The organism is Enterobacter sp. ECC_219_Taxon_10 (assembly GCF_058354905.1).
The window spans coordinates 3,679,616-3,706,581 of record NZ_CM178005.1; the positions used below are offsets into that span (position 1 = coordinate 3,679,616).

Annotated in this window: 20 protein-coding genes, 1 tRNA gene and 3 rRNA genes; 8 read left to right on the forward strand and 16 right to left on the reverse strand. The window is 54.1% G+C overall.

The window, feature by feature from the left end; translation table 11 throughout:
• Window positions 1-181: 181 nt before the first annotated feature.
• Genes rseC through rseD form a run of 5 tightly spaced genes read right to left on the reverse strand, consistent with a single transcriptional unit; the run spans window position 182 to window position 2,945 of the window.
• On the reverse strand, window positions 182-658 hold the full coding sequence (gene rseC, locus AC4ICF_RS17400; protein WP_116343322.1) for a SoxR-reducing system protein RseC: 477 nt from the start codon (window positions 656-658) through the stop codon (window positions 182-184).
• Window positions 655-1,608, reverse strand: a complete 954-nt coding sequence (gene rseB, locus AC4ICF_RS17405; RefSeq protein ID WP_041908666.1) for a sigma-E factor regulatory protein RseB — start codon at window positions 1,606-1,608, stop codon at window positions 655-657. Before rseB ends, rseC begins: the two co-directional genes overlap by 4 nt.
• Window positions 1,608-2,258 (reverse strand): anti-sigma-E factor RseA, encoded by a 651-nt coding sequence (gene rseA / locus AC4ICF_RS17410; protein WP_014832926.1) that lies wholly within the window; start codon window positions 2,256-2,258, stop codon window positions 1,608-1,610. Before rseA ends, rseB begins: the two co-directional genes overlap by 1 nt.
• Window positions 2,259-2,289: 31 nt before the next feature.
• Window positions 2,290-2,865 carry an RNA polymerase sigma factor RpoE gene (gene rpoE, locus AC4ICF_RS17415; protein ID WP_006176728.1) on the reverse strand — a complete coding sequence of 192 codons (576 nt, stop codon included), beginning with the start codon at window positions 2,863-2,865 and terminating at the stop codon, window positions 2,290-2,292.
• Complete coding sequence (gene rseD, locus AC4ICF_RS17420) at window positions 2,862-2,945, reverse strand: rpoE leader peptide RseD (protein ID WP_233002681.1); 84 nt, start codon at window positions 2,943-2,945, stop codon at window positions 2,862-2,864. Before rseD ends, rpoE begins: the two co-directional genes overlap by 4 nt.
• Window positions 2,946-3,289: 344 nt before the next feature.
• Between rseD and nadB the strand changes: the two genes are divergently transcribed.
• On the forward strand, window positions 3,290-4,909 hold the full coding sequence (gene nadB, locus AC4ICF_RS17425; protein WP_116343324.1) for an L-aspartate oxidase: 1,620 nt from the start codon (window positions 3,290-3,292) through the stop codon (window positions 4,907-4,909).
• On the opposite strand, the gene trmN is transcribed toward nadB, so the two are convergent.
• Window positions 4,894-5,631 carry a tRNA(1)(Val) (adenine(37)-N(6))-methyltransferase TrmN gene (gene trmN, locus AC4ICF_RS17430; protein ID WP_023344703.1) on the reverse strand — a complete coding sequence of 246 codons (738 nt, stop codon included), beginning with the start codon at window positions 5,629-5,631 and terminating at the stop codon, window positions 4,894-4,896. The two genes, nadB and trmN, sit on opposite strands and share 16 nt — an antisense overlap.
• Before the next feature lie 132 nt (window positions 5,632-5,763).
• Between trmN and srmB the strand changes: the two genes are divergently transcribed.
• Window positions 5,764-7,092 carry an ATP-dependent RNA helicase SrmB gene (gene srmB / locus AC4ICF_RS17435; protein WP_116343327.1) on the forward strand — a complete coding sequence of 443 codons (1,329 nt, stop codon included), beginning with the start codon at window positions 5,764-5,766 and terminating at the stop codon, window positions 7,090-7,092.
• Window positions 7,093-7,144: 52 nt separating this feature from the next.
• Here srmB and grcA read toward each other — a convergent pair whose 3' ends face one another.
• Window positions 7,145-7,528, reverse strand: a complete 384-nt coding sequence (gene grcA, locus AC4ICF_RS17440) for an autonomous glycyl radical cofactor GrcA (RefSeq protein ID WP_006176733.1) — start codon at window positions 7,526-7,528, stop codon at window positions 7,145-7,147.
• A gap of 314 nt (window positions 7,529-7,842) precedes the next feature.
• Between grcA and ung the strand changes: the two genes are divergently transcribed.
• Window positions 7,843-8,532 (forward strand): uracil-DNA glycosylase, encoded by a 690-nt coding sequence (gene ung / locus AC4ICF_RS17445; protein WP_023333064.1) that lies wholly within the window; start codon window positions 7,843-7,845, stop codon window positions 8,530-8,532.
• A 40-nt stretch (window positions 8,533-8,572) separates the two neighbouring features.
• Here the strand turns inward: ung and AC4ICF_RS17450 are convergent, their stop codons facing one another.
• Entirely contained in the window at window positions 8,573-9,703 is a 1,131-nt protein-coding gene (locus AC4ICF_RS17450) for a tRNA/rRNA methyltransferase (protein WP_316380677.1), read from the reverse strand.
• Between the two features lie 204 nt (window positions 9,704-9,907).
• Between AC4ICF_RS17450 and trxC the strand changes: the two genes are divergently transcribed.
• The 5 genes from trxC to AC4ICF_RS17475 all read left to right on the forward strand — a co-directional run bounded on the left by trxC (window position 9,908) and on the right by AC4ICF_RS17475 (window position 15,629).
• Entirely contained in the window at window positions 9,908-10,327 is a 420-nt protein-coding gene (gene trxC, locus AC4ICF_RS17455; RefSeq protein WP_061097357.1) for a thioredoxin TrxC, read from the forward strand.
• Between the two features lie 69 nt (window positions 10,328-10,396).
• Window positions 10,397-11,095, forward strand: coding sequence for a tRNA-uridine aminocarboxypropyltransferase (tapT, locus tag AC4ICF_RS17460; RefSeq protein ID WP_316380678.1), 699 nt, complete (start codon window positions 10,397-10,399; stop codon window positions 11,093-11,095).
• 35 nt (window positions 11,096-11,130) lie between these two features.
• Window positions 11,131-13,794, forward strand: coding sequence for a bifunctional acetate--CoA ligase family protein/GNAT family N-acetyltransferase (locus AC4ICF_RS17465; protein WP_316380679.1), 2,664 nt, complete (start codon window positions 11,131-11,133; stop codon window positions 13,792-13,794).
• 110 nt (window positions 13,795-13,904) lie between these two features.
• Window positions 13,905-15,260, forward strand: coding sequence for a CDP-diacylglycerol--serine O-phosphatidyltransferase (pssA, locus tag AC4ICF_RS17470; protein WP_116343332.1), 1,356 nt, complete (start codon window positions 13,905-13,907; stop codon window positions 15,258-15,260).
• Between the two features lie 45 nt (window positions 15,261-15,305).
• On the forward strand, window positions 15,306-15,629 hold the full coding sequence (locus tag AC4ICF_RS17475) for a YfiM family lipoprotein (RefSeq protein ID WP_116343333.1): 324 nt from the start codon (window positions 15,306-15,308) through the stop codon (window positions 15,627-15,629).
• Here AC4ICF_RS17475 and AC4ICF_RS17480 read toward each other — a convergent pair.
• From AC4ICF_RS17480 to rluD, 8 genes are all read right to left on the reverse strand, one after another.
• Window positions 15,626-16,921, reverse strand: coding sequence for an MFS transporter (locus AC4ICF_RS17480; protein WP_163330604.1), 1,296 nt, complete (start codon window positions 16,919-16,921; stop codon window positions 15,626-15,628). The genes AC4ICF_RS17475 and AC4ICF_RS17480 overlap by 4 nt on opposite strands.
• Window positions 16,922-17,132: 211 nt before the next feature.
• A 5S ribosomal RNA gene (rrf, locus tag AC4ICF_RS17485) occupies window positions 17,133-17,248 on the reverse strand.
• A gap of 68 nt (window positions 17,249-17,316) precedes the next feature.
• Window positions 17,317-20,220 (reverse strand): 23S ribosomal RNA (locus AC4ICF_RS17490).
• A 182-nt stretch (window positions 20,221-20,402) separates the two neighbouring features.
• A tRNA-Glu gene (locus tag AC4ICF_RS17495) sits at window positions 20,403-20,478 on the reverse strand.
• Between the two features lie 85 nt (window positions 20,479-20,563).
• A 16S ribosomal RNA gene (locus tag AC4ICF_RS17500) occupies window positions 20,564-22,103 on the reverse strand.
• The 16S, 23S and 5S rRNA genes sit together here with 1 tRNA gene alongside, the layout of an rRNA operon.
• Window positions 22,104-22,529: 426 nt before the next feature.
• On the reverse strand, window positions 22,530-25,103 hold the full coding sequence (clpB, locus tag AC4ICF_RS17505) for an ATP-dependent chaperone ClpB (protein ID WP_116343782.1): 2,574 nt from the start codon (window positions 25,101-25,103) through the stop codon (window positions 22,530-22,532).
• A 129-nt stretch (window positions 25,104-25,232) separates the two neighbouring features.
• On the reverse strand, window positions 25,233-25,964 hold the full coding sequence (gene yfiH, locus AC4ICF_RS17510) for a purine nucleoside phosphorylase YfiH (protein WP_316380974.1): 732 nt from the start codon (window positions 25,962-25,964) through the stop codon (window positions 25,233-25,235).
• A complete protein-coding gene (rluD, locus tag AC4ICF_RS17515; protein ID WP_080330260.1) occupies window positions 25,961-26,941 on the reverse strand; it encodes a 23S rRNA pseudouridine(1911/1915/1917) synthase RluD in 981 nt (326 codons plus the stop codon). The genes yfiH and rluD overlap by 4 nt, the downstream gene beginning before the upstream one ends.
• Between the last annotated feature and the right edge of the window lie 25 nt (window positions 26,942-26,966).

Genomic DNA, 26,966 nt, shown 5'->3' on the forward strand with positions numbered 1-26,966 from the left:
TTAAATAATTATGCCTTACGAATTCCTGGAGGCCGCTGTTCTTAGCCTGACGTTTTTCAGTGCGAAAACGCAGCATTCTACACTACATCCTCGCTACCTGGAAATGCACTTAGAGACAGGTATAGCGTGAAGAGAGGTCGTTTTCTGTATTAGGTCGTAAAAAATGATAAAGCCCGATGGATCACCGGGCCTCAGAAGAGAGCGTCTCAACACGAAGCTGGTCTGGCGCCAGCCCGACGCTGAGAATGACAGGCTGCCACTCTTCGCGCGCAGCGAGCTTCGGCGAGAGACCTTTGGCAAGCCAAAATCCTCCCACTCCCCCCAGCGCGGCACCGCACATGGCGGCCACGTCGGTACCAAATAGCATCTGAAAAAGGCCGCCCATGACAAACAGCCCCACCAGCGGAGAGAGATAAACCAGCATCGCGGAACTGAGCAGGCTGCCTTCCGCAATCCCCAGTTCCACCTTCTGACCCGCCACCAGCGGCTGTTCGCTCGGCACGGAAATCGTATGCGATGTCTGTGGCCCTAACTTATTCAGCACGCGGCTGCCACAACCGGCTCGGGATGCGCAGCTATTGCATGAGGCTTTAACATCACAACTGACCAGCGCAATACCATTCTGCCATGAGACGACGGTAGCCCACTCTTTAATCATTGTGCGGCCCTGAATTTAATGCTGTCTGAAATGCGCTTCGCCGTCTGCGGAGGTAATTCCCCCACAATCGTGATCTCTGCATTATCGCGTACCGTTGTGCTGACCGTACGACGCCCGGTACGAAGCATTTGTTCAGCGCTATTTGCCGTTGCGCGGTTGATGTTCACCGAGAAGCTGAACAAGCCATCGGAATAGAGGCGTGATTCAACTGGCGTATCAATAGTGGGCAACTGACGACGGCTGCTGGACACTTCACTAAAACCTTGCGGGATCCATGAAGGAACCCAGTTGAAATTAGCGGAGTCCCCTGCCGGAACAGAAAGCAGCGGCGGCAGGCTGGCCTTCGCCAGATTCTGCATGCTGTTGCCAACCTGATTGTTCACGCTGAAGGAGATGACGCGGAACTGTTCAAGCGTCTCACCGTCGCGGTCGAGCAGATCCACACGCATCGGCAGCTTGGTTTCCGCATCAATCCAGACGATATAGCTGTAGCGCGTGCCATCGCGCGCAACCACGCGAATCACTTCACACAGTCTGTCTGCAATACGGGTACGCCCTACCGAAATAAAATCATAGTAAGGGGCAAGCCGTTTGAAGTCGGTATAGATAAGCGACGGCAGAGAATCAACGATATAGTCGCCATTCAGAGTGAAAGGCTCCAGACCGGGTTCGAAATAGCTGATTTCGTTGCCACGCTGGACAACTTCCCGACGTGGACCATCCATCTGTAAAAGCTGGGCGAGCGGCTGGTTATCAAGACGGGCATGGCGATAGCGTAACGACTCGACGCCCTGCTTGTTGATGCTGATAAATGCCAACTCGTAATTGAGTGACTGGCTGGCCAGATTCATTTGCTGCAACAACGCCCCGGATGAAACATCAGCCGAGGCGTTAGCAGAGAAGAACAGGCTACCCGCCATCAGAGACATGGCGAACCAAAGTTGCTTCATTACTGCGATTGCGTTCCTAAAGTTTGGTTTCCGGGCACCTGCACAGCAGCTTGCTGAGTTTGGGCCTGCTCAAACTGAAGCTGTTCAGAGTGCAGACGACGCTGCAACTCGTAATCCTGCAACATCGCATTAATGCGACGGCGCTGCTCCTGCACCTGCTGTTGCTGACCGCCGCTGGCGGAGGCATCAGCCGGTACGCCCAGACTTACCGGGCTGGCTTTGCCCATCATCGGCAGTGTGTTGAACACTGGCGCTTCTGGCTGCTGATTAGTTTCAGACTGAGTATTATAGTGCTGGACGCCAACGATAACTGCAAGCGATACGCATGCAGCCACCCCCATTTGGGTGAGCTGGCTGGCCCATGGACGCACCTTTTGCCAGAACGGCATTTTCTGCCACTGGTGAGGCGCAGGTTGAGCTTCAGGAATCAGCGGAGTGGTCTGATGAACAGGCTCATTCTCGATGGCCGCCATCACGCGGGCTGAGATATCGAAATGGAGAACCTCTCCGGTATCACCGCGCAGCGTGTCACGGATGAGATGGTAACTCTCCCAAGTCTCTTGCATTTCGGGAGAATGAGACAGCTCGTTGAGCAGCTCACTATCCAGCGTCTCACCATCCATTAAAGCGGAAAGTTTTTCTTTCTGCATGCCTAATACCTTTTCCAGTATCCCGCTATCGTCAACGCCTGATAAGCGGTTGAACTTTATTATCAATAGCTTCTCGCGCACGGAAAATTCGTGAACGCACCGTGCCGACCGGGCAATCCATGATAGCGGCTATCTCTTCATAGCTCAGACCATCAAGCTCCCGTAACGTAATTGCCATGCGTAAATCTTCCGGGAGCGACTCGATCGTGCGAAAAACAATTTGTCTCAGTTCTTCTGACAACATTAAGTTCTCAGGGTTCGAAATTTCTTTCAGCGCACCGCCACTTTCGAAGTTTTCGGCGTCGATAGCGTCAACATCACTGGACGGCGGACGACGGCCCTGAGCAACCAGATAATTCTTTGCCGTATTGACAGCAATACGGTACAGCCAGGTATAAAAAGCACTATCTCCCCGGAACGAATCCAGCGCGCGATAGGCCTTAATAAAAGACTCTTGCACCACGTCAGGTACATCACCTGACGGTACATAACGGGACACCAGACTCGCCACCTTATGCTGGTAGCGCACCACCAGTAAGTTAAAGGCTTTCTGATCTCCCTTCTGGACCCGTTCAACCAGGACCTGGTCCGTTAACTGCTCGCTCATCCGAGGTAATGTCTCCCCAAACCTAAATTCCACGCGTTATCGAAACGCCACTCTACAACTACCGCACTTTGAGCAAGCACCAGCTTAGAGTGTTTGATCTTCAATAAGTTCCGTAACGCCTTTGTTTTTGTTCATCGCGCCGCAGACCGTTCATTTTCTCTCATTATAAGTCTGTTCACGATACGCACCACTTTCTGACAAGAAACATCTTTTTCCCGCCAGAAGAGTAACGCAACACGGGCTTTATTTCATCACAAAATCTGACGCTAACGATCTGCTTCGCAAAATAATTTCATTCATTTACCTCTCGTTTACCCCTGCTTACGCGTTTAGCAATTGCAACACCCACTAAAAAAAACGTGCGATATCTCGCATTCAGGTGCTATTCTGCCCAAACACTGTTTAGTAAATTAAACAAAAAATCATGAACACAACACCTGAACTTCATTGTGATGTACTGATCATCGGCAGCGGTGCTGCCGGTCTTTCTCTGGCGCTTCGTCTGGCCGAACATCAGAACGTTATTGTCCTGAGCAAAGGTCCGATAAGTGAAGGCTCAACATTTTATGCCCAGGGCGGTATTGCCGCGGTGTTTGACGAGACCGACAGCATTGCGTCGCATGTGGAAGATACGCTGATTGCCGGAGCCGGGATCGTGGATGCGCACGCCGCAGAGTTTGTCGCAAGCAATGCCCGCCATTGCGTTCAGTGGCTCATCGATCAGGGCGTATTATTTGATACCCAGGTTCAGCCTAACGGTGAAGAGAGCTACCACCTGACCCGTGAAGGCGGCCACAGCCACCGCCGCATCCTGCACGCCGCGGATGCTACCGGAAAAGAAGTGGAAACCACGCTGGTCAGCAAAGCGCTGAACCATCCTAATATCCGTGTCCTTGAGCGGAGCAACGCCGTTGATCTGATCATTTCCGACAAGATTGGCTTGCCCGGCACGCGTCGCGTTGTGGGGGCGTGGGTCTGGAACCGTAATAAAGAGAAGGTGGAAACCTGTCAGGCAAAGGCCGTCGTGCTGGCTACAGGTGGCGCCTCCAAGGTGTACCAGTACACCACGAACCCGGATATCGCTTCCGGGGACGGTATCGCCATGGCCTGGCGCGCCGGCTGCCGCGTGGCAAATCTCGAATTTAATCAGTTTCACCCCACCGCCCTGTTCCATCCTCAGGCGCGCAACTTTCTGCTGACGGAAGCCCTGCGTGGCGAAGGCGCTTATTTGAAACGCCCTGATGGCTCCCGCTTTATGCCCGACTTCGACGCCCGGGGTGAGCTGGCCCCGCGCGATATCGTCGCGCGCGCCATCGACCATGAAATGAAGCGTCTTGGCGTGGACTGCATGTATCTTGATATCAGCCATAAGCCAGCAGAGTTCATTCGCCAGCATTTTCCGATGATTTACGAAAAACTGCTGAGCCTGGGGATTGATTTGACCCGCGATCCAGTGCCCATTGTGCCTGCGGCACACTATACCTGCGGTGGCGTCATGGTTGACGATCATGGACGCACTGACGTAGACGGACTGTATGCTATTGGTGAGGTCAGCTATACCGGACTTCACGGCGCGAACCGTATGGCCTCTAACTCGTTGCTTGAATGTCTGGTGTACGGCTGGTCAGCAGCGGAAGACATCACCAGGCGAATGCCTTACGCCCGCGAGACAGAGCAGTTGCCTGCCTGGGATGAAAGCCGCGTGGATAACCCGGACGAGCGGGTCGTGATCCAGCACAACTGGCACGAGCTACGGCTATTTATGTGGGACTACGTTGGGATTGTGCGCACCACGAAACGTCTGGAACGGGCGTTGCGCCGCATTACGATGCTGCAACAGGAAATTGATGAATATTATGCCCATTTCCGCGTTTCCAATAATCTGCTGGAGCTGCGCAATCTGGTGCAGGTTGCCGAGCTTATTGTTCGTTGCGCGATGATGCGTAAAGAGAGCCGCGGGCTGCACTACACCCTCGACTACCCGGATCAGCTTCCTGAGTCCGGCCCATCGATACTCGCCCCGCAGGTTTACATAAACAGATAAAACGCCTGGGTCAGAGCCGTGTAATCTTCGGAATAACGCTGGTCTGGCCCACGGATCACCATTCGGTCATTAAAGCATTCACCCTCTTTTGGCGAGAGCGCCAGCAGCACGCGGTGCGGCAACCGGCCTTCCGTATCAGAGATGTCAGTTCGCAGACGTAACGTCCAGCCGATCTCCTGCGCGATACCAATGAACGTGTTGCCGGTACTCTCGGGCAGGACCACACAGAAAAAACCTTCTTCGGAGATGAGTTCTGCCGCACTGGTGAGCAGCGCTTTATGATCGAGGGAGCCGGTATAACGCGCCTGTTCACGCTCGGGTGTCCCGCACTCAACGCCGGGCTCGTAGTAGGGAGGGTTGCTGACAATCAGATCGTAACGCGCGGTTTGTTCAGGCGCCCAGGCGAGCACATCTGCGCATTCCACTTTCATTCGGGCTGCCCAGGGAGATTCGGCCATATTGTCACTCGCCTGCTCTGCGGCCTGCGCATCCAGTTCGACAGCATCAATGGTGACATGTTCTTCCGTACGCTGCGCAAGCATCAACGCCACCAGCCCGCTGCCGGTACCGATATCAAGAATACGCTTAACGCCTGCGACAGGTGCCCATGCTCCCAGTAAAATGCCGTCTGTACCGACTTTCATGGCACAGCGATCGTGGGCGACAAAAAATTGTTTAAACGTAAAACCATCGCGGCGCAGCTGCGCTTTGAGTTGAGACATGTCAGGACAACCTTCTAAGTGAAACTGGAGTAGCATAGGGGAAAGCGAAGTGGCCGCAAAGCGATATCCATACAAACAGATGAAGATTACAGCCGTAACGTCTATAATCAGCGCCCCACACAGAGGTAGAACATGACTGTAACGACTTTTTCCGAACTTGAACTCGATGAAAGCCTGCTCAATGCACTTGAGAGCAAAGGCTTTACACGCCCGACCGCCATTCAGGCAGCGGCCATTCCGCCTGCGCTTGAGGGCCGCGATGTGCTCGGTTCTGCGCCAACCGGCACGGGGAAGACAGCAGCCTATTTGCTGCCTGTGTTGCAGCACCTGCTCGACTTTCCACGTAAAAAATCTGGCCCGCCGCGTATTTTGATCCTGACGCCTACGCGCGAACTGGCTATGCAGGTTGCCGATCACGCGCGTGAACTCGCGGCGAATACACATCTGGATATTGCCACTATCACCGGCGGCGTTGCGTATATGAACCACGCTGAAGTGTTCAGCGAAAACCAGGACATCGTCGTCGCGACGACGGGCCGCCTGCTGCAGTACATTAAAGAAGAGAACTTCGACTGCCGCGCGGTAGAAACGCTGATCCTCGACGAAGCCGACCGCATGCTGGACATGGGCTTTGCGCAGGATATCGAGCATATTGCAGGTGAAACGCGCTGGCGTAACCAGACGATGCTGTTCTCTGCCACCCTTGAAGGGGATGCGATCAAGGACTTCGCAGAGCGTCTGCTGGAAGATCCGGTGGAAGTCTCTGCGACGCCGTCCACGCGAGAGCGTAAGAAGATCCACCAGTGGTATTACCGTGCGGACAATCTTGAGCACAAGGTTGAGCTGCTCAAGCACCTGCTTAAGCAGGAAGACGCCACCCGCACCATCGTGTTTGTGCGTAAGCGCGAGCGCGTGCACGAGCTGGCTGAAATGCTGCGTAACGCCGGGATCAACAACTGCTATCTTGAAGGTGAGATGGCGCAGATCAAGCGTACCGAAGGTATTAAGCGTCTGACCGATGGCCGCGTTAACGTGCTGGTCGCAACAGACGTTGCCGCACGCGGGATCGACATCCCTGACGTAAGCCATGTCATTAACTTCGATATGCCGCGTAGCGGAGATACCTATCTGCACCGCATTGGCCGTACCGGTCGCGCGGGCCGCAAAGGGATTGCGATTTCACTGGTTGAAGCGCATGACCACCTGCTGCTGCAGAAAATTGGCCGCTATGTTGACGAGCCGCTGAAAGCGCGCGTTATTGATGGATTGCGCCCAACTACACGTGCGCCGAGTGAAAAAATGACGGGTAAACCGTCCAAGAAAGCGCTGGCGAAACGTGCTGAGAGAAAAGAGAAAGAAAAAGAGAAGCCGCGCGTGAAGCAACGCCACCGCGATACCAAAAACATTGGTAAGCGCCGTAAGCCAAGCTCTGCTGCGCCAGAGACCAAAACTGAAGAGTAAAAAAAGCCGGGGCATTTCCCGGCTTTTTTATTCCACCCCCGTGGCTGAAACCTTACAGGCTTTCAGTAAAGGTACGGGCGATAACGTCGCGCTGCTGTTCTGGAGTCAGTGAGTTAAAACGAACCGCATAGCCAGACACACGGATAGTCAGCTGCGGGTATTTCTCTGGGTGCTCAACGGCATCCATCAGCGTTTCGCGGCGCAGCACGTTAACGTTCAGGTGCTGACCCCCTTCAACGCGCACTTCCGGCTGCACTTCCATTGGGATTTCACGGTATTCGATTTCGCCCAGTTTGTTCACCGGTACGATTTCATCTTCAGCAAAACCCGCTTTCGCTACTACACAGCGCGCTTCATTTTTCTCGCTGTCCAGCAGCCAGAAAGAGTTGAGCAGATCGTCATTTGCCGCTTTGGTAATCTGGATACCTGTAATCATGTGTTGCCTCCCTTAGGCTACATTAACTGATGCTGGCCTTACGCGGCCAATTGGTAAAACCATTGTTTCTTGTGTGTATATATATCATTCACACCCCGGTGATTTATTGATTTAAATCAACAAAAACACCAACCACATAAAGAGTGTGGTTTGAATTTATTGTTTAAGATCAATTTCACACCCCTGCCAATTAAACTTAACCTGCATCATTTCAAAATAAATTTAATTGCTTAGCACGCATTTCAGCGCGTAATTTTGCTCACCGGAGTTAAACAGGTAAGCTAGTCACAGATTGAGATTCGCAGGAGAGCGACATGACGACACCTTTAACCTGGCATGACGTGCTGGCAGAAGAAAAGCAGCAGCCTTATTTTATCAACACGCTCAGCACCGTTGCCGCTGAGCGTCAGTCCGGGCAGACGATTTATCCGCCGCAAAAAGATGTGTTCAACGCGTTTCGCTATACCGAGCTGAGCGATGTGAAAGTGGTCATACTGGGCCAGGATCCCTATCACGGCCCTGGGCAGGCGCACGGGCTGGCGTTTTCCGTTCGTCCGGGCGTGGCTATCCCCCCTTCTCTGCTCAACATGTATAAAGAGCTTGAGGGAACCGTGCCCGGGTTTACCCGCCCCAACCACGGTTATCTGGAAAGCTGGGCGCGCCAGGGTGTGCTGTTACTGAATACGGTGCTCACCGTACGGGCAGGTCAGGCGCATTCGCACGCCAGCCTTGGGTGGGAAACCTTTACCGATAAAGTCATCAGCCTTATCAACGAGCATCGTGAAGGGGTCGTGTTTTTACTCTGGGGATCGCATGCGCAGAAGAAAGGTGCGATTATCGACCGTCAGCGTCATCACGTGTTGAAGGCACCGCACCCGTCACCGCTGTCTGCGCATCGCGGCTTCTTTGGCAGTAATCATTTTGTTCTGGCAAATGAATGGCTGGAAAAACGTGGCGAAACGCCAATTGACTGGATGCCTGTGTTACCGGCAGAGAGCGAGTAGGATTTGAATGTGCCGGGTCAGGCCCGGCACATTAAGAGGCTTATGCCTTGTTCTGACGCCACCACTCGGCCAGCAGCACGCCGGTCGCAACGGATACGTTCAGACTTTCCACATTGCCTGTTCCGTCGATAGAGACGCTCAGATCTGCACTGGAGAGCGCCGCGTCAGACAGACCATCGCGTTCCTGACCTAATACCAGCACCATTTTACGCGGCAGCGTCGCTTTAAACAGCGGCGTGCCGGCATGGCTCGATGTGGTTACGATGGAATAGCCCGCTTTACGGAACTGCTCAAGGGCATCCAGAACGCTGTCGCCGGTGATAGGCTGTACGTGCTCGGCCCCGCCTTCCGCAGTACGGATCGCGGCGCCGGATTCCAGCAGCGCGGCATCCTGCAGCAGCACGCCCTTCACGCCAAAGTGCGCGCAGCTGCGCATCATTGCGCCCAGGTTGTGCGGGTTGCCCACGTCTTCCAGCGCCAGCACGCAGTCATCGGCATCCGCCTGGCTGACCCACTGCTGCACGGTCGTGCCGTTACGTTTTTTGATCAGGAAGCAGACGCCGCCGTGGTGTTCAGTACCGGAGGCTTTGGTCAGCTCGGCATCATCCACAACGTGGTAGGCTTTACGGTTCGCGGCCATCCAGCGCAGCGCTTCTTTAAAGCGCGGGGTCACGCTCTGGATAAACCAGGCGCGGACGATACACTCAGGACGGCTCTGGAACAGCGCCTGGCAGGCGTTCTCGCCATACACGCGGGTCTCTTCCGCACGCTGACGGCGCAGTACTTCCGGGTCAATAAAGCTTTTACCGCTGATACCGCCGTGATCTGGTTTTTCCGGCGTCTCATCGCCAGGGGCGCGAGAAACGGTGCGCCACGGGGAGGCGTTATCGCGTGAGAAGTCATCACGCGGACGATCGTCGCGTGGACGGTCACTGCGTGGGCGGTCGGAACGCGGACGGTCATCGCGTTTGCGATCGTCACGTTTGCGGTCATCACCGCGGGTATTTTTGTCATCGCGGGCGGGGCGACGGCCACCGTCTGCACGAGAGGACGCCGGACGCCCGCCCCCTTTTCCGGTACGCGGATTTTGGGTGCGTTTATCAGAGTCATCATCACTGCGGACATACATCACTTTGACCTTGCCGCTTTTGTTTTTCATTTCGTCGTTCATGCTTTTCTCCACCAGCGCTGCGCGAAGCGCGCAGATTACCCGATGTGCCAGCGCATAGCCATAATTTCGTACAAAAGCCTGTGACTATTGTTCTCATTGAATAAAACGCATTGTTGTTTCAAACAGGCTCATTGATAATATGTAACATATTAGAAACATTATCGGCGTTCTGCCGCTGTCCCACGGCTCTATCAGAGGTTAGTTATGAATACCGTATGTGCCAACTGTCAGGCTCTTAATCGCATTCCGGACGATCGGATTGAAGATGGTGCGAAATGCGGACGTTGTGGCCATGAATTGTTTGATGGCGATGTCATTAACGCGACGGGTGCTACGCTGGACAAACTCCTCAAGGACGATCTCCCGGTGGTGGTCGATTTCTGGGCGCCCTGGTGCGGTCCGTGCCGCAGCTTTGCGCCAATCTTCGAAGATGTGGCCGAAGAGCGCAGCGGGAAAATGCGGTTCGTGAAGGTCAATACCGAAGCCGAACGCGAGCTGAGCGCACGTTTTCGTATTCGCAGTATCCCGACCATCATGATTTTCAAAAATGGTGAAGTGATCGATATGCTCAACGGTGCGGTTCCAAAAGCCCCCTTTGATAGCTGGTTAAACGAATCGCTGTAACATTCCCGGGGCACATCTTGTGCCCCGTTCCCGCCTCTGCGAAAATAGGGTTTTTCCTCCATTTCGCCCATGACTGATAACGCTGTCCTTACATTACGCGCCGAGCGCCTTGCGCGCGCTACCCGACCGTTCCTCGCCCGCGGCAACCGTATTCGCCGCTGTCAGCGCTGCCTGCTGCCGCTGAAGGTTTGTCTGTGCGAAACGCTGGCCCCGAGTTCGGCGGAGAGCCGCTTTTGTCTGGTCATGTTCGATACCGAGCCGATGAAACCCAGCAATACAGGGCGTCTTATCGCCGATATTCTGCCGGATACCGCCGCGTTTCAGTGGTCCCGTACGGCACCGCCTCAGGCTCTGCTCGACCTGGTGGCAAGCCCAGACTACCAGCCGATGGTGGTTTTCCCGGCGTCTTATGCGGGAGAACAGCGTCAGGTCCTTACCGCGCCGCCATCAGGGAAACCGCCACTGTTTATTATGCTGGACGGAACCTGGACCGAAGCGCGGAAAATGTTTCGCAAAAGCCCCTATCTTGACGCGCTGCCGGTGATTTCTGTCGATCTTTCCCGCGTCTCGGCCTACCGCCTGCGCGAAGCCCATGCTGACGGGCAATACTGCACCGCCGAAGTGGCCATTGCGCTGCTGGATTTAGCAGGAGATACCGCAGCGGCCGGCGCCCTGGGCAACCATTTCTCATGTTTCCGGGAGCGCTATCTGGCGGCAAAAACCGTTCATAAGGGCAGCATCACAGCAACGGAGACAGAAAGCGTTTAAAATCATCAGGTCGCTTGCATTTACAGGAGGCCTGCATGAGCCAGAGAGGGTTAGAAGCGCTACTCCGACCTAAATCCATTGCCGTCATCGGCGCATCAATGAAACCCGATCGTGCAGGCTATCTGATGATGCGTAACCTGCTGGCCGGGGGATTCAACGGTCCCGTTATGCCCGTCACGCCGGCTTATAAGGCCGTTCAGGGCGTGCTTGCGTGGCCGGACGTGGAGAGCCTGCCTTTCGTACCGGATCTCGCCGTTCTGTGTACAAACGCCAAACGCAATCCGGAATTGCTGGAGTCACTCGGCAAGAAAGGGTGTAAAACCTGCATTATTCTCTCGTCGCCGCCTGAACAGCAACCCGAACTGCTGGCCTGCGCCAGCCGTTATCAGATGCGCATTCTTGGGCCGAACAGCCTGGGTCTGCTCGCGCCCTGGCAGGGGCTGAACGCCAGCTTCTCCCCGGTGCCAATTCGCAAAGGCAAACTCGCCTTTATCTCACAGTCGGCAGCCGTATCGAACACTATCCTCGACTGGGCGCAGCAGCGTGAGATGGGATTTTCCTACTTCATTGCCCTGGGCGACAGCATGGATATCGACGTTGACGAGCTGCTGGATTTCCTGGCGAGAGACAGCAAAACCAGCGCAATCCTCCTTTACCTTGAGCATCTGAGCGACGCCCGTCGTTTTGTATCGGCTTCACGAAGTGCTTCCCGCAATAAGCCGATCCTCGTTATCAAAAGCGGTCGCAGTCCTGCGGCTCAGCGTCTGCTGCAGTCCCATTCCGGCATGGATCCCGCCTGGGATGCCGCCATTCAGCGCGCGGGGTTACTGCGGGTGCAGGATACGCATGAACTTTTTTCCGCCGTTGAGACGCTAAGCCATATGCGACCGCTGCGTGGTGAGAAGTTGATGATCGTCAGTAATGGTGCCGCCCCTGCCGCACTCGCGCTGGATGAGCTTTGGCTGCGTAACGGCAAACTGGCCACGTTGGGTGAAGAGACGCTGCAACGCCTCAGAGAGGCGCTTCCCGCGAGCGTGACGCCCGGCAATCCGCTTGATTTGCGCGATGACGCCAGCAGCGATCGCTATATCAGGGCAATCTCCATTTTGCTGGACAGCCAGGATTTCGATGCGCTGATGATTATCCACTCCCCCAGCGCGGTTGCGCCGGGCAGTGAAAGCGCGCGGGCGATGATTGAGGCAGTACGAAACCACCCGCGCGGCAAATACGTCACCCTACTGACCAACTGGTGCGGTGAGTTTTCCTCTCAGGAGGCACGACGCCTGTTCAGTGAAGCCGGACTGCCAACCTACCGCACGCCGGAAGGCACCATCACGGCATTTATGCATATGGTGGAATATCGACGCAACCAGAAACAGCTGCGTGAGACGCCGGCTTTGCCGGGTAATCTGACGGCGAACACCGTCGACGTTCACCGGCTGTTGCAGCAAGCTATCGAAGAAGGCGCGACCTCGCTTGATACGCATGAAGTGCAGCCCATTCTGGGCAGCTACGGGATGCAAACTCTGCCAACCTGGATCGCCAGCGACAGCGCTGAGGCCGTACATATAGCCGAACAAATTGGCTACCCGGTCGCCCTTAAGCTGCGTTCCCCCGATATTCCGCATAAGTCGGACGTTCAGGGGGTCATGCTGTACCTGCGTACGGCAACGGAGGTGCAGCAGGCAGCCGATGCCATTTTCGATCGCGTCAAAATGGCCTGGCCGCAGGCGCGGATCCACGGGCTGCTGGTGCAGAGCATGGCTAACCGCGCAGGCGCTCAGGAACTGCGGGTAGTGGTTGAACACGATCCCGTCTTTGGCCCGCTCATTATGCTGGGAGAAGGCGGCGTTGAGTGGCGTCCGGAAGAGCAGGCCGCGGTGGCATTACCACCGCTGAACATGAATCTGGCGCGCTATCTCATCATTCAGGCGATTAAAAGCAAAAAGATCCGAGGCCGCAGTGCCCTGCGTCCGCTCGATATTGCCGGGTTGAGTCAGTTCCTGGTGCAGGTGTCTAACCTGATCGTAGATTGTGCGGAGATCCAGAGGCTAGATATCCATCCGCTGCTCGCTTCCGGCACTGAATTTACGGCGCTGGACGTGACGCTGGATATCGCGCCATACGAAGGGGACAGAGAGAGCCGCCTGGCGATCCGTCCGTATCCTCTGCAGCTGGAAGAGTGGGTTGAGATGAAGAATGGGGAACGCGCCTTGTTCCGCCCTATTCTGCCGGAAGATGAACCTCAGCTGCGGGCCTTTATCTCTCAAGTCACGAAAGAGGATCTTTATTACCGCTACTTTAGCGAAATCAACGAATTTACCCATGATGATTTAGCCAATATGACCCAGATCGACTACGATCGAGAAATGGCATTTGTCGCTGTTCGGCGTTCCGATCGGGGCGATGAGATCCTGGGCGTGACGCGCGCTATTTCTGACCCGGATAACGTCGACGCGGAGTTTGCCGTCCTGGTACGCTCCGATCTTAAAGGCCTTGGTCTGGGCAGACGGCTGCTGGAAAAACTCATCAGTTATACGCGAGATCACGGATTGTTACGTCTGAATGGCATTACTATGCCGAACAATCGCGGTATGGTGACCCTGGCGCGAAAACTCGGATTTGACGTTGATATTCAGCTGGACGAAGGTATTGTCGCCTTATCTCTCGGCCTGACATCAGCAGACAAACCCGAGTAAGCTACTGGAAATGTTACCCACTTTGGACGGGACTGGTGGTATCATTGTCCGCTTATGTTGTTTGCATGGTACAGACAACCCTTCAATGAACAGAGAAGAAACGCACTGTGATGTTGTCAAAATTTAAGCGTAATAAACATCAACAACACCTTGCTCAACTACCGAAGATTTCTCAGTCAGTTGATGATGTAGAGTTCTTTTACGCTCCCGCTCATTTTCGGGAGACGCTTCTGGAAAAGATTGCCAGTGCCACGCGACGCATTTGCATTGTGGCCCTGTATCTTGAACAAGATGAAGGCGGGCGCGCGATCCTGAACGCGCTCTATGAAGCCAAGCGTCAGCGTCCAGAGCTGGATGTTCGCGTACTGGTTGACTGGCATCGCGCCCAGCGTGGCCGTATTGGCGCGGCCGCTTCAAATACCAATGCAGACTGGTATTGCCGCACGGCGCAGGAAAATCCTGGCGTCGATGTGCCTGTTTATGGCGTACCGGTGAATACCCGTGAAGCGCTCGGCGTTCTCCATTTTAAAGGGTTTATCATTGATGACAGCGTCCTGTACAGCGGCGCAAGTCTGAATGACGTTTACCTTCATCAGCTCGATAAATATCGCTACGATCGTTACCATCTGATCCGTAATCCGCAGATGGCCGATATTATGTTTAACTGGGTTGATAAAAACCTGGTACACGGCCGTGGCGTTAATCGCCTTGACGATCCTGAGCGCCCTAAAAGCCCGGAGATCAAAAATGATGTTCGCGCCTTCCGCCAGGAGCTGCGCGATGCGGTCTACCATTTTCAGGGCGATGCGAATAACGAAGAGTTATCCGTTACCCCGCTGGTTGGGCTCGGCAAATCAAGCCTGCTGAATAAAACGATCTTCCATCTGATGCCGTGCGCGGAGCAGAAACTTACCATCTGCACGCCGTACTTTAACCTTCCCGCCGTACTGGTACGTAACATTATTCAGCTACTGCGCGATGGTAAAAAAGTGGAAATTATCGTCGGGGATAAAACGGCAAACGACTTCTTCATTCCTGAAGATCAGCCGTTCAAAATCATCGGCGCGCTGCCTTATCTTTATGAGATTAACCTGCGCCGTTTCCTGAGCCGTTTACAATATTACGTAAACACTGACCAGCTGGTTGTGCGTCTCTGGAAAGATGAAGACAACAGTTACCATCTGAAAGGCATATGGGTTGACGATGAGTGGATGCTGCTGACCGGTAACAATCTGAACCCGCGCGCGTGGCGACTGGATCTGGAAAACGCGATCCTGATCCATGACCCTCAGCATGAGTTAGCCGCACAGCGTGAGCGTGAACTGGAGTTGATTCGCACGCATACCACGGTGGTTAATCATTACCGCGAGCTGCAGAGCATTGCCGATTATCCGGTGAAAGTCCGCAAGCTGATTCGCCGCTTGCGTCGTATCCGTATTGATCGACTTATCAGCCGTATTCTGTAATGTCCAGGCCCTGCCACCCGCAGGGCTTTTTTATGGAGCCCTAAAATGCGCATCCTCCTGTTACTGAGCGTCCTCTTTCTGAGTGGCTGCAGTCATATGGCCAACGATAGCTGGTCCGGTCAGGATAAAGCACAGCATTTCCTCGCTTCCGCTATGCTTTCCGCAGCGGGTAATGAGTACGCGCAGCATCAGGGATACAGCCGTGACCGTAGCGCGGGGATAGGGTTGATGTTCTCTGTGGGCCTTGGGGCATCAAAAGAACTGTGGGATAGCCGCCCCTCAGGGAGCGGCTGGAGCTGGAAAGATTTCGCCTGGGATGTCGCCGGCGCAACGACCGGCTATGCCGTGTGGCAGATGGCGCATTATTAAAGACGAATACCTTTCCCTTTGCGATGCAGCATCAGGGAGACAACAAAGGCCAGCGCCCCCATTACCGTCACGTACCAGAAGAATGTCGTTTCACTTCCCCATGATTTAAGCGACAGCGCAACGTACTCCGCCGAACCACCAAACAACGCGTTGGCTACTGCATAAGAAAGCCCAACCCCCAGCGCACGCACCTGTGCCGGGAACATTTCGGCTTTCAGTATCCCGCTGATAGAGGTATAGAAACTGACAATCACCATCGCCAGCATGACCAGCGCAAATGCGGCATATGGCGATGATACGTGCTGGAGCGCAGACAGAACAGGCACGGTACACAACGCCGACAGCCCGCCAAAGATCAGCATTGACGTACGTCGGCCAATTTTATCCGAAAGCGCTCCGATAATCGGTTGGATGAGCATAAAGACAAATAGCGCCACAGTCATAATAACGCTGGCGACATTTGCGTGCATCCCGGTGGTGTTCACCAGGTACTTCTGCATATAGGTGGTGAATGTATAAAAGCTGAGGGAGCCGCCCGCAGTAAAGCCCAGCACCATCAGGAAAGCCTTGCGGTTACGCCATAATCCTTTAAAGGTTCCCGCCTCCTTCAGCGTTCTGACCTCTTTCTGCGAGGTTTCATCCAGCTGACGACGTAGCCAAAGTGCAACAACTGCCAGCACGGCCCCCATCGCAAAAGGAATTCGCCATCCCCAGGCGTGGAGTTGTTCGTCTGTCAGGATCTGCTGCAGGATCACCACCACGAGAATCGCCAGCAGTTGACCACCAATAAGCGTGACGTACTGGAATGAGGCGTAAAAGCCTTTACGGCCTTCCAGCGCAATTTCACTCATGTAGGTTGCACTGGTACCGTATTCACCGCCCACCGATAACCCCTGAAATAAGCGGGCCAGCAAAAGTAGCGCCGGAGCCCAGGTGCCAATCGATTCATATCCCGGTAAACAGGCGATCACCAGAGAACCAAAGCACATCATACACACGGAGATCAGCATGGAGGCCTTACGCCCGCGGCGATCCGCAATGCGGCCAAACAGCCAGCCACCGATGGGGCGCATTAAGAATCCTGCGGCAAATACTCCTGCCGTTTGTAGAAGCTGCGTCGTGGTGTTGCCGGAGGGGAAGAAAATATGTGCGAAGTAGAGTGAACAGAATGAGTAGACGTAAAAGTCGAACCATTCTACCAGGTTCCCTGAAGAGGCACTGACGATTGCCCATACCCTTCTTCGGGTATCGCTGTTAGCCAGCGTCCCGTTTGATGCAATGCTTTCTGTCATTGTGATTATGCTCCTGCCATATACAGCGGCGTATTGAGCCAGCAGACTCAATTACCTCGTAAATGAAATGTTATGATTTTGTTATAAATAACATTGAGACAGGGATCACACATTTTATTAGCAGGATAAGGGATTAAGAGAAAGGCCAGATTTTCCGGAACACAAAGCAAAAAACCCCGCACCTTACGGTACGGGGTTCTTCTTGATTGATGCCTGGCAGTTCCCTACTCTCACATGGGGAGACCCCACACTACCATCGGCGCTACGGCGTTTCACTTCTGAGTTCGGCATGGGGTCAGGTGGGACCACCGCGCTAAAGCCGCCAGGCAAATTCTGTTAATCTGTATCAGGCTGAAAATCTTCTGTCTCTTCCGCCAAAACATCTTCGGCGTTGTAAGGTTAAGCCTCACGGTTCATTAGTATCGGTTAGCTCAACGCATCGCTGCGCTTACACACCCGACCTATCAACGTCGTCGTCTTCAACGTTCCTTCAGGAGACTTAAAGTCTCAGGGAGAACTCATCTCGGGGCAAGTTTCGTGCTTAGATGCTTTCAGCACTTATCTCTTCCGCATTTAGCTACCGGGCAGTGCCATTGGCATGACAACCCGAACACCAGTGATGCGTCCACTCCGGTCCTCTCGTACTAGGAGCAGCCCCCCTCAATTCTCCAGCGCCCACGGCAGATAGGGACCGAACTGTCTCACGACGTTCTAAACCCAGCTCGCGTACCACTTTAAATGGCGAACAGCCATACCCTTGGGACCTACTTCAGCCCCAGGATGTGATGAGCCGACATCGAGGTGCCAAACACCGCCGTCGATATGAACTCTTGGGCGGTATCAGCCTGTTATCCCCGGAGTACCTTTTATCCGTTGAGCGATGGCCCTTCCATTCAGAACCACCGGATCACTATGACCTGCTTTCGCACCTGCTCGAGCCGTCACTCTCGCAGTCAAGCTAGCTTATGCCATTGCACTAACCTCCTGATGTCCGACCAGGATTAGCTAACCTTCGTGCTCCTCCGTTACTCTTTGGGAGGAGACCGCCCCAGTCAAACTACCCACCAGACACTGTCCGCAACCCGGATCACGGGTCCACGTTAGAACACCAGCCATTAAAGGGTGGTATTTCAAGGACGGCTCCACGCAGACTGGCGTCCACGCTTCAAAGCCTCCCACCTATCCTACACATCAAGGACCAGTGTTCAGTGTCAAGCTATAGTAAAGGTTCACGGGGTCTTTCCGTCTTGCCGCGGGTACACTGCATCTTCACAGCGAGTTCAATTTCACTGAGTCTCGGGTGGAGACAGCCTGGCCATCATTACGCCATTCGTGCAGGTCGGAACTTACCCGACAAGGAATTTCGCTACCTTAGGACCGTTATAGTTACGGCCGCCGTTTACCGGGGCTTCGATCAAGAGCTTCGCGTTGCCGCTAACCCCATCAATTAACCTTCCGGCACCGGGCAGGCGTCACACCGTATACGTCCACTTTCGTGTTTGCACAGTGCTGTGTTTTTAATAAACAGTTGCAGCCAGCTGGTATCTTCGACTGATTTCAGCTCCACCCGCAGGGGCTTCACCTACATATCAGCGTGCCTTCTCCCGAAGTTACGGCACCATTTTGCCTAGTTCCTTCACCCGAGTTCTCTCAAGCGCCTTGGTATTCTCTACCTGACCACCTGTGTCGGTTTGGGGTACGATTTCGTGTTACCTGATGCTTAGAGGCTTTTCCTGGAAGCAGGGCATTTATCACTTCAGCACCGTAGTGCCTCGTCATCACGCCTCAGTGTTAAAGTGAACCGGATTTGCCTGGAACACACACCTACACGCTTAAACCGGGACAACCGTCGCCCGGCTGACATAGCCTTCTCCGTCCCCCCTTCGCAGTAACACCAAGTACAGGAATATTAACCTGTTTCCCATCGACTACGCCTTTCGGCCTCGCCTTAGGGGTCGACTCACCCTGCCCCGATTAACGTTGGACAGGAACCCTTGGTCTTCCGGCGAGCGGGCTTTTCACCCGCTTTATCGTTACTTATGTCAGCATTCGCACTTCTGATACCTCCAGCAGCCCTCACAGGCCACCTTCGACGGCTTACAGAACGCTCCCCTACCCAACAACACATAGTGTCGCTGCCGCAGCTTCGGTGCATGGTTTAGCCCCGTTACATCTTCCGCGCAGGCCGACTCGACCAGTGAGCTATTACGCTTTCTTTAAATGATGGCTGCTTCTAAGCCAACATCCTGGCTGTCTGTGCCTTCCCACATCGTTTCCCACTTAACCATGACTTTGGGACCTTAGCTGGCGGTCTGGGTTGTTTCCCTCTTCACGACGGACGTTAGCACCCGCCGTGTGTCTCCCGTGATAACATTCTTCGGTATTCGTAGTTTGCATCGGGTTGGTAAGCCGGGATGGCCCCCTAGCCGAAACAGTGCTCTACCCCCGAAGATGAGTTCACGAGGCGCTACCTAAATAGCTTTCGGGGAGAACCAGCTATCTCCCGGTTTGATTGGCCTTTCACCCCCAGCCACAGGTCATCCGCTAATTTTTCAACATTAGTCGGTTCGGTCCTCCAGTTAGTGTTACCCAACCTTCAACCTGCCCATGGCTAGATCACCGGGTTTCGGGTCTATACCCTGCAACTTAACGCCCAGTTAAGACTCGGTTTCCCTTCGGCTCCCCTATACGGTTAACCTTGCTACAGAATATAAGTCGCTGACCCATTATACAAAAGGTACGCAGTCACACCACGAAGGTGCTCCCACTGCTTGTACGTACACGGTTTCAGGTTCTTTTTCACTCCCCTCGCCGGGGTTCTTTTCGCCTTTCCCTCACGGTACTGGTTCACTATCGGTCAGTCAGGAGTATTTAGCCTTGGAGGATGGTCCCCCCATATTCAGACAGGATACCACGTGTCCCGCCCTACTCTTCGAGTTCACAACCTGTGCATTTTCGTGTACGGGACTGTCACCCTGTACCGTGCGACTTTCCAGACGCTTCCACTAACACACAAGCTGATTCAGACTCCGGGCTGCTCCCCGTTCGCTCGCCGCTACTGGGGGAATCTCGGTTGATTTCTTTTCCTCGGGGTACTTAGATGTTTCAGTTCCCCCGGTTCGCCTCGTTAACCTATGTATTCAGTTAACGATAGTGTGACGAATCACACTGGGTTTCCCCATTCGGACATCGCCGGGTCAAAGGTTCATATCACCTCGCCGGCGCTTTTCGCAGATTAGCACGTCCTTCATCGCCTCTGACTGCCAGGGCATCCACCGTGTACGCTTAGTCGCTTAACCTCACAACCCGAAGATGTTTCACTTCTGATTGCGAAAATTTGAGAGACTCGAACACACATTAACTGTGTGTCGTTTCAATTTTCAGCTTGATCCAGATTTTTAAAGAGCAAATATCTCAAACATGACTCGTAAGTCAGTTTTGAGATATGACGGCAGGTGACTTTCACTCACGCACCAGCAAGTGGCGTCCCCTAGGGGATTCGAACCCCTGTTACCGCCGTGAAAGGGCGGTGTCCTGGGCCTCTAGACGAAGGGGACACTGAAGTCTCAATCGCAAGACGCCTTGCTGCTTACTTTTCATCAGACAATCTGTGTGAGCACTGCAAAGGCAGGTTCTTTAAGGTAAGGAGGTGATCCAACCGCAGGTTCCCCTACGGTTACCTTGTTACGACTTCACCCCAGTCATGAATCACAAAGTGGTAAGCGCCCTCCCGAAGGTTAAGCTACCTACTTCTTTTGCAACCCACTCCCATGGTGTGACGGGCGGTGTGTACAAGGCCCGGGAACGTATTCACCGTGGCATTCTGATCCACGATTACTAGCGATTCCGACTTCATGGAGTCGAGTTGCAGACTCCAATCCGGACTACGACGCACTTTATGAGGTCCGCTTGCTCTCGCGAGGTCGCTTCTCTTTGTATGCGCCATTGTAGCACGTGTGTAGCCCTACTCGTAAGGGCCATGATGACTTGACGTCATCCCCACCTTCCTCCAGTTTATCACTGGCAGTCTCCTTTGAGTTCCCGGCCTAACCGCTGGCAACAAAGGATAAGGGTTGCGCTCGTTGCGGGACTTAACCCAACATTTCACAACACGAGCTGACGACAGCCATGCAGCACCTGTCTCAGAGTTCCCGAAGGCACCAATCCATCTCTGGAAAGTTCTCTGGATGTCAAGAGTAGGTAAGGTTCTTCGCGTTGCATCGAATTAAACCACATGCTCCACCGCTTGTGCGGGCCCCCGTCAATTCATTTGAGTTTTAACCTTGCGGCCGTACTCCCCAGGCGGTCGACTTAACGCGTTAGCTCCGGAAGCCACGCCTCAAGGGCACAACCTCCAAGTCGACATCGTTTACGGCGTGGACTACCAGGGTATCTAATCCTGTTTGCTCCCCACGCTTTCGCACCTGAGCGTCAGTCTTTGTCCAGGGGGCCGCCTTCGCCACCGGTATTCCTCCAGATCTCTACGCATTTCACCGCTACACCTGGAATTCTACCCCCCTCTACAAGACTCTAGCCTGCCAGTTTCGAATGCAGTTCCCAGGTTGAGCCCGGGGATTTCACATCCGACTTGACAGACCGCCTGCGTGCGCTTTACGCCCAGTAATTCCGATTAACGCTTGCACCCTCCGTATTACCGCGGCTGCTGGCACGGAGTTAGCCGGTGCTTCTTCTGCGGGTAACGTCAATCGACAAGGTTATTAACCTTATCGCCTTCCTCCCCGCTGAAAGTACTTTACAACCCGAAGGCCTTCTTCATACACGCGGCATGGCTGCATCAGGCTTGCGCCCATTGTGCAATATTCCCCACTGCTGCCTCCCGTAGGAGTCTGGACCGTGTCTCAGTTCCAGTGTGGCTGGTCATCCTCTCAGACCAGCTAGGGATCGTCGCCTAGGTGAGCCGTTACCCCACCTACTAGCTAATCCCATCTGGGCACATCTGATGGCAAGAGGCCCGAAGGTCCCCCTCTTTGGTCTTGCGACGTTATGCGGTATTAGCTACCGTTTCCAGTAGTTATCCCCCTCCATCAGGCAGTTTCCCAGACATTACTCACCCGTCCGCCACTCGTCACCCGAGAGCAAGCTCTCTGTGCTACCGTTCGACTTGCATGTGTTAGGCCTGCCGCCAGCGTTCAATCTGAGCCATGATCAAACTCTTCAATTTAAGTTTGATGCTCGTGAATTAAACTTCGTAATGAATTACGCATGTTCACTCAGAGACTTGGTATTCATTTTTCGTCTTGCGACGTTAAGAATCCATGTCACTTTGAGTGCCCACACAGATTGTCTGATAAATTGTTAAAGAGCAGTGCCGCTTCGTTTTCGCTGCGGCGCGGGGTGTGCATATTACGCTTTCCCGCTTCAGAGTCAAGCGTTTATTTTGCCTTTCTCTGCTGACCCGGCGGCGTGTGTGCCGTTGTTCCGTGTCAGTGGAGGCGCATTATAGGGAGTAATTCCGAAGCTGCAAGGATAAAGTGAAAATTATTTACTGACTGCTCACTTTCCAGGCGAAACGCATCCCAGACCTCAATTTTCGCCTGGTTTTTAAACAAAAACGAGCCGCAAGCGGCTCGTTTTTGCGTTTTGTGACTTACTGCACTGCCACAATGCGATCGTCGTTGGCTTCCAGACGGATAACTTTGCCCGGAATCAGCTCTCCGGAGAGGATCTGCTGCGCCAGCGGGTTTTCGATCTGCTGCTGGATAGCACGTTTTAATGGACGCGCACCGTACACCGGATCGTAACCATTCTCGCTCAGCAGCTTCAGCGCATCGTCGGAGATGTGAATTTCATAACCACGCTCTTCCAGACGTTTGTACAGACGCTGCAGCTGGATCTGCGCAATCGACGCAATATGTTTCTCACCCAGAGGATGGAATACCACCACTTCGTCAATACGGTTAATGAACTCCGGACGGAAGTTATGGCTCACCACACCGAGCACCAGATCCTTCATATGGCTGTAGTCCAGCTCACCGAAACGTTCCTGAATCAAATCGGAACCCAGGTTCGAGGTCATGATAACTACCGTATTACGGAAATCGACCGTTCTCCCCTGCCCGTCGGTCAGACGACCATCGTCCAGCACCTGCAGCAGGATGTTGAACACATCCGGATGCGCTTTTTCCACCTCATCCAGTAGAATGACGGAATAAGGACGACGACGCACCGCTTCGGTCAGGTAACCACCCTCTTCATAACCAACATATCCCGGAGGCGCACCGACCAGACGCGAGACGGAGTGTTTCTCCATAAACTCGGACATATCGATACGCACCATCGCGTCGTCGCTGTCGAACATAAAGTTAGCCAGCGCTTTACACAGTTCGGTTTTACCGACACCGGTTGGCCCCAGGAACAGGAATGAACCAATCGGACGATTAGGATCGGACAACCCGGCACGGCTACGACGAATAGCATTGGACACTGCCTCAACTGCCTCATCCTGACCAATCACGCGCTGATGCAGATCTTGCTCCATGCGCAGCAGCTTATCGCGTTCGCTTTCCATCATGCGTGCCACCGGAATACCGGTCCAGCGCGCCAGCACCTCAGCAATTTCCGCATCAGTCACTTTGTTACGTAACAGACGCATGGTTTTGCCTTCAGACTGCGTGGCGATTTCAAGCTGTTTTTCCAGCTCAGGGATTTTGCCGTACTGCAGCTCCGACATCCGCGCCAGGTCGCCCACGCGTCGCGCCTGCTCAATGGCAATTTTTGCCTGTTCGAGTTCTGCTTTAATAGTCTGCGTGCCTGACAGGGAGGCTTTTTCTGCCTTCCATTCTTCTTCCAGCTCAGAATACTGGCGCTCTTTATCGTCCAGTTCCTCATTGAGCATATCGAGGCGTTTTTTACTGGCCTCATCAGACTCTTTCTTCAGCGCCTGCTGTTCCAGCTTGAGCTGAATGATGCGTCGGTCAAGTCTGTCCAGCTCTTCCGGCTTCGAGTCAATCTGCATACGAATGCTTGAAGCTGCTTCATCAATCAGGTCAATGGCCTTATCGGGCAACTGACGGTCGGCGATGTAACGATGCGAAAGCGTCGCCGCCGCAACGATGGCCGGGTCAGTAATTTGCACGTGGTGGTGCAGTTCATAGCGCTCTTTCAGACCACGCAGGATCGCGATGGTATCTTCAACGCTTGGCTCAGCGACAAACACTTTCTGGAAACGACGTTCCAGCGCAGCATCTTTTTCAATGTACTGACGGTACTCATCAAGCGTAGTGGCACCAACGCAGTGAAGTTCACCGCGCGCCAGCGCAGGTTTCAACATGTTCCCGGCATCCATCGCGCCGTCCGCCTTACCGGCACCCACCATGGTGTGCAGTTCGTCGATAAACAGAATAACGTTGCCTTCCTGTTTCGCCAGGTCGTTCAGCACGCCTTTCAGACGCTCTTCGAACTCCCCGCGGTATTTCGCACCGGCCACCAGCGCGCCCATATCCAGCGCCAGTACGCGGCGGCCTTTCAGCCCTTCCGGCACTTCGCCGTTCACGATACGCTGTGCCAGCCCTTCAACGATGGCGGTTTTACCGACACCCGGTTCACCAATCAGCACCGGGTTGTTCTTGGTACGACGCTGCAGTACCTGAATCGTACGGCGGATCTCTTCGTCACGGCCGATCACCGGGTCAAGTTTGCCCTGCTCAGCGCGTTCGGTCAGATCGACCGTAAATTTCTTCAAAGCCTGACGTTGGTCTTCGGCTCCCTGATCGTTCACGCTTTCACCTCCGCGCATTTTCTCAATCGCCTGAGTCACATTGGTGGTGGTTGCACCGGCAGATTTCAGCAGGTCGGTCAAGGTACCGCGTGATTCAAGCGCCGCCAGAACAAACAGTTCCGACGAAATAAAGTTGTCCCCACGTTTTTGCGCCAGCTTGTCGCAAAGGTTCAGCACTCGCACCAGATCCTGAGACGGCTGCACGTCACCGCCGGTACCTTCTACCTGCGGTAAACGGCTCAGCGCCTGATCGATAGCGGTGCGTAACTGGCCAGCATTAATGCCAGCAGACGTTAATAAAGGACGTACCGATCCCCCTTCCTGATTTAGCAAGGCGCTCATTAAATGAAGAGGTTCGATAAACTGGTTGTCGTGCCCCAGTGCAAGGGACTGGGCATCGGCGAGAGCAAGCTGGAATTTATTAGTAAGACGATCCAGACGCATAACTCCTCCCATAACAGGTCAAATTTGCTACTGGAGATTAAATGAGGTCATCCCTCAATTATTCAAGGTTAATGACCTGAATTATGTGAAAAGAAAACGGCACGTGCCGGATCGTCTTGATTCTTTAGGTTATATCAGCCAAATGAAACTTGCCATACGACCCGTCGTCTTGTCGCGGCGATAGGAGAAAAAATCACCCTTTTCGGTGAACGTACAGCGATCGCCACCGAAGATCTGCATTACGCCAATATTATTCAGGCGCTGGCGGGCAAGCTGATAAATATCCGCCAGATATTTTTCCCCGGCAGGCAGGAAGGCCTCAATGGCTTGCGGATCTTTATCTATAAAGGCTTCGCGAACCTCTGGCCCCACTTCAAAAGCACGAGGCCCAATCGCCGGACCAAGCCACGCCATGATATTGGCGGGATCATCATTAAAGCAGGAGACAGTCTCTTCCAGAACGCCCTCGCACAGGCCACGCCAGCCCGCATGCGCGGCAGCCACTTCAGAGCCTGCGCGATTACAGAACAGAACCGGCAGACAATCGGCTGTCATGACGGCACAAACCGTGCCCGGAGTATTACTGTAAGAGGCATCGGCGCGTTTAGAAGCGTATGGTTCTCCCGTCAGCTTCAGTACCGCTTTACCGTGAACCTGCTCCAGCCAGACCGGTTTCGACGGCAGATTTCCCGCAGCAAAGAGACGCGTGCGGTTCTCTTCAACGTGCTCCAGGCTGTCGCCGCAGTGCGCGCCGAGGTTTAAAGACTCCCACGCGCCCTGGCTCACGCCGCCAATACGGGTCGAACTACAGGCGGCCACGCCTGCAGGCAGCGGCCACTCCGGGACAATCAGTTTGGTCATAGCCAATCCACTTGATCCTTATGTTCTTCGAAATCGGCACGCATGGCGTCAATAAGTTCCACCATATCCTGCGGGATAGGCGCATGCCACTCCATCTGGATTCCTGTAATCGGATGATAAAGACGCAGCATGGTCGCGTGCAGCGCCTGACGGTCGAATTTACGCAATACGCTGATGAACTCATCCGATGCGCCTTTTGGCGGACGCGGACGCCCACCGTACACCTGATCCCCCACCAGCGGATGGGTAATGTGCGCCATGTGAACGCGGATCTGGTGAGTACGCCCGGTTTCCAGGCGCAGACGCAGGCGGGTATGAATACGGAAGTGCTCCATAATGCGATAGTGCGTCACCGCAGGTTTACCCATCGGATGCACCGACATATGGGTACGTTTCGTCGGGTGACGGCTGATCGGCTCTTCTACCGTGCCGCCAGCAGTCATGTGCCCAATCGCCACCGCTTCATATTCGCGGGTGATTTCACGCAGCTGCAGTGATTCCACCAGACGAGTTTGAGCAGGAACAGTCTTCGCCACTACCATCAGACCGGTGGTGTCTTTATCCAGACGGTGAACGATGCCTGCACGTGGAACATCCGCGATCGGCGGATAATAATGGAGAAGTGCATTAAGCACCGTACCGTCAGGATTACCCGCGCCCGGATGTACAACCAGGTCGCGCGGCTTGTTGATCACCAGAATGTCATCATCTTCATAGACGATGTCCAGCGGGATATCCTGCGGCTCGAAGCGGATTTCCTCTTCGATTTCAGCATTGATGGCAACAGCTTCCCCACCAAACACTTTCTCTTTTGGTTTGTCCCAGATCTTGCCGTTTACCAGCACACGCTGGTCAAGGATCCATTCTTTTATGCGTGAACGCGAATAATCAGGGAACAATTCGGCCAAAGCCTGATCTAAGCGTTGACCGAGCTGATTTTCGGAGACTGTTGCGGTGAGTTCTACTCGTTGTGCCATAAACTGCTTCTTTGTTTAACGTTGG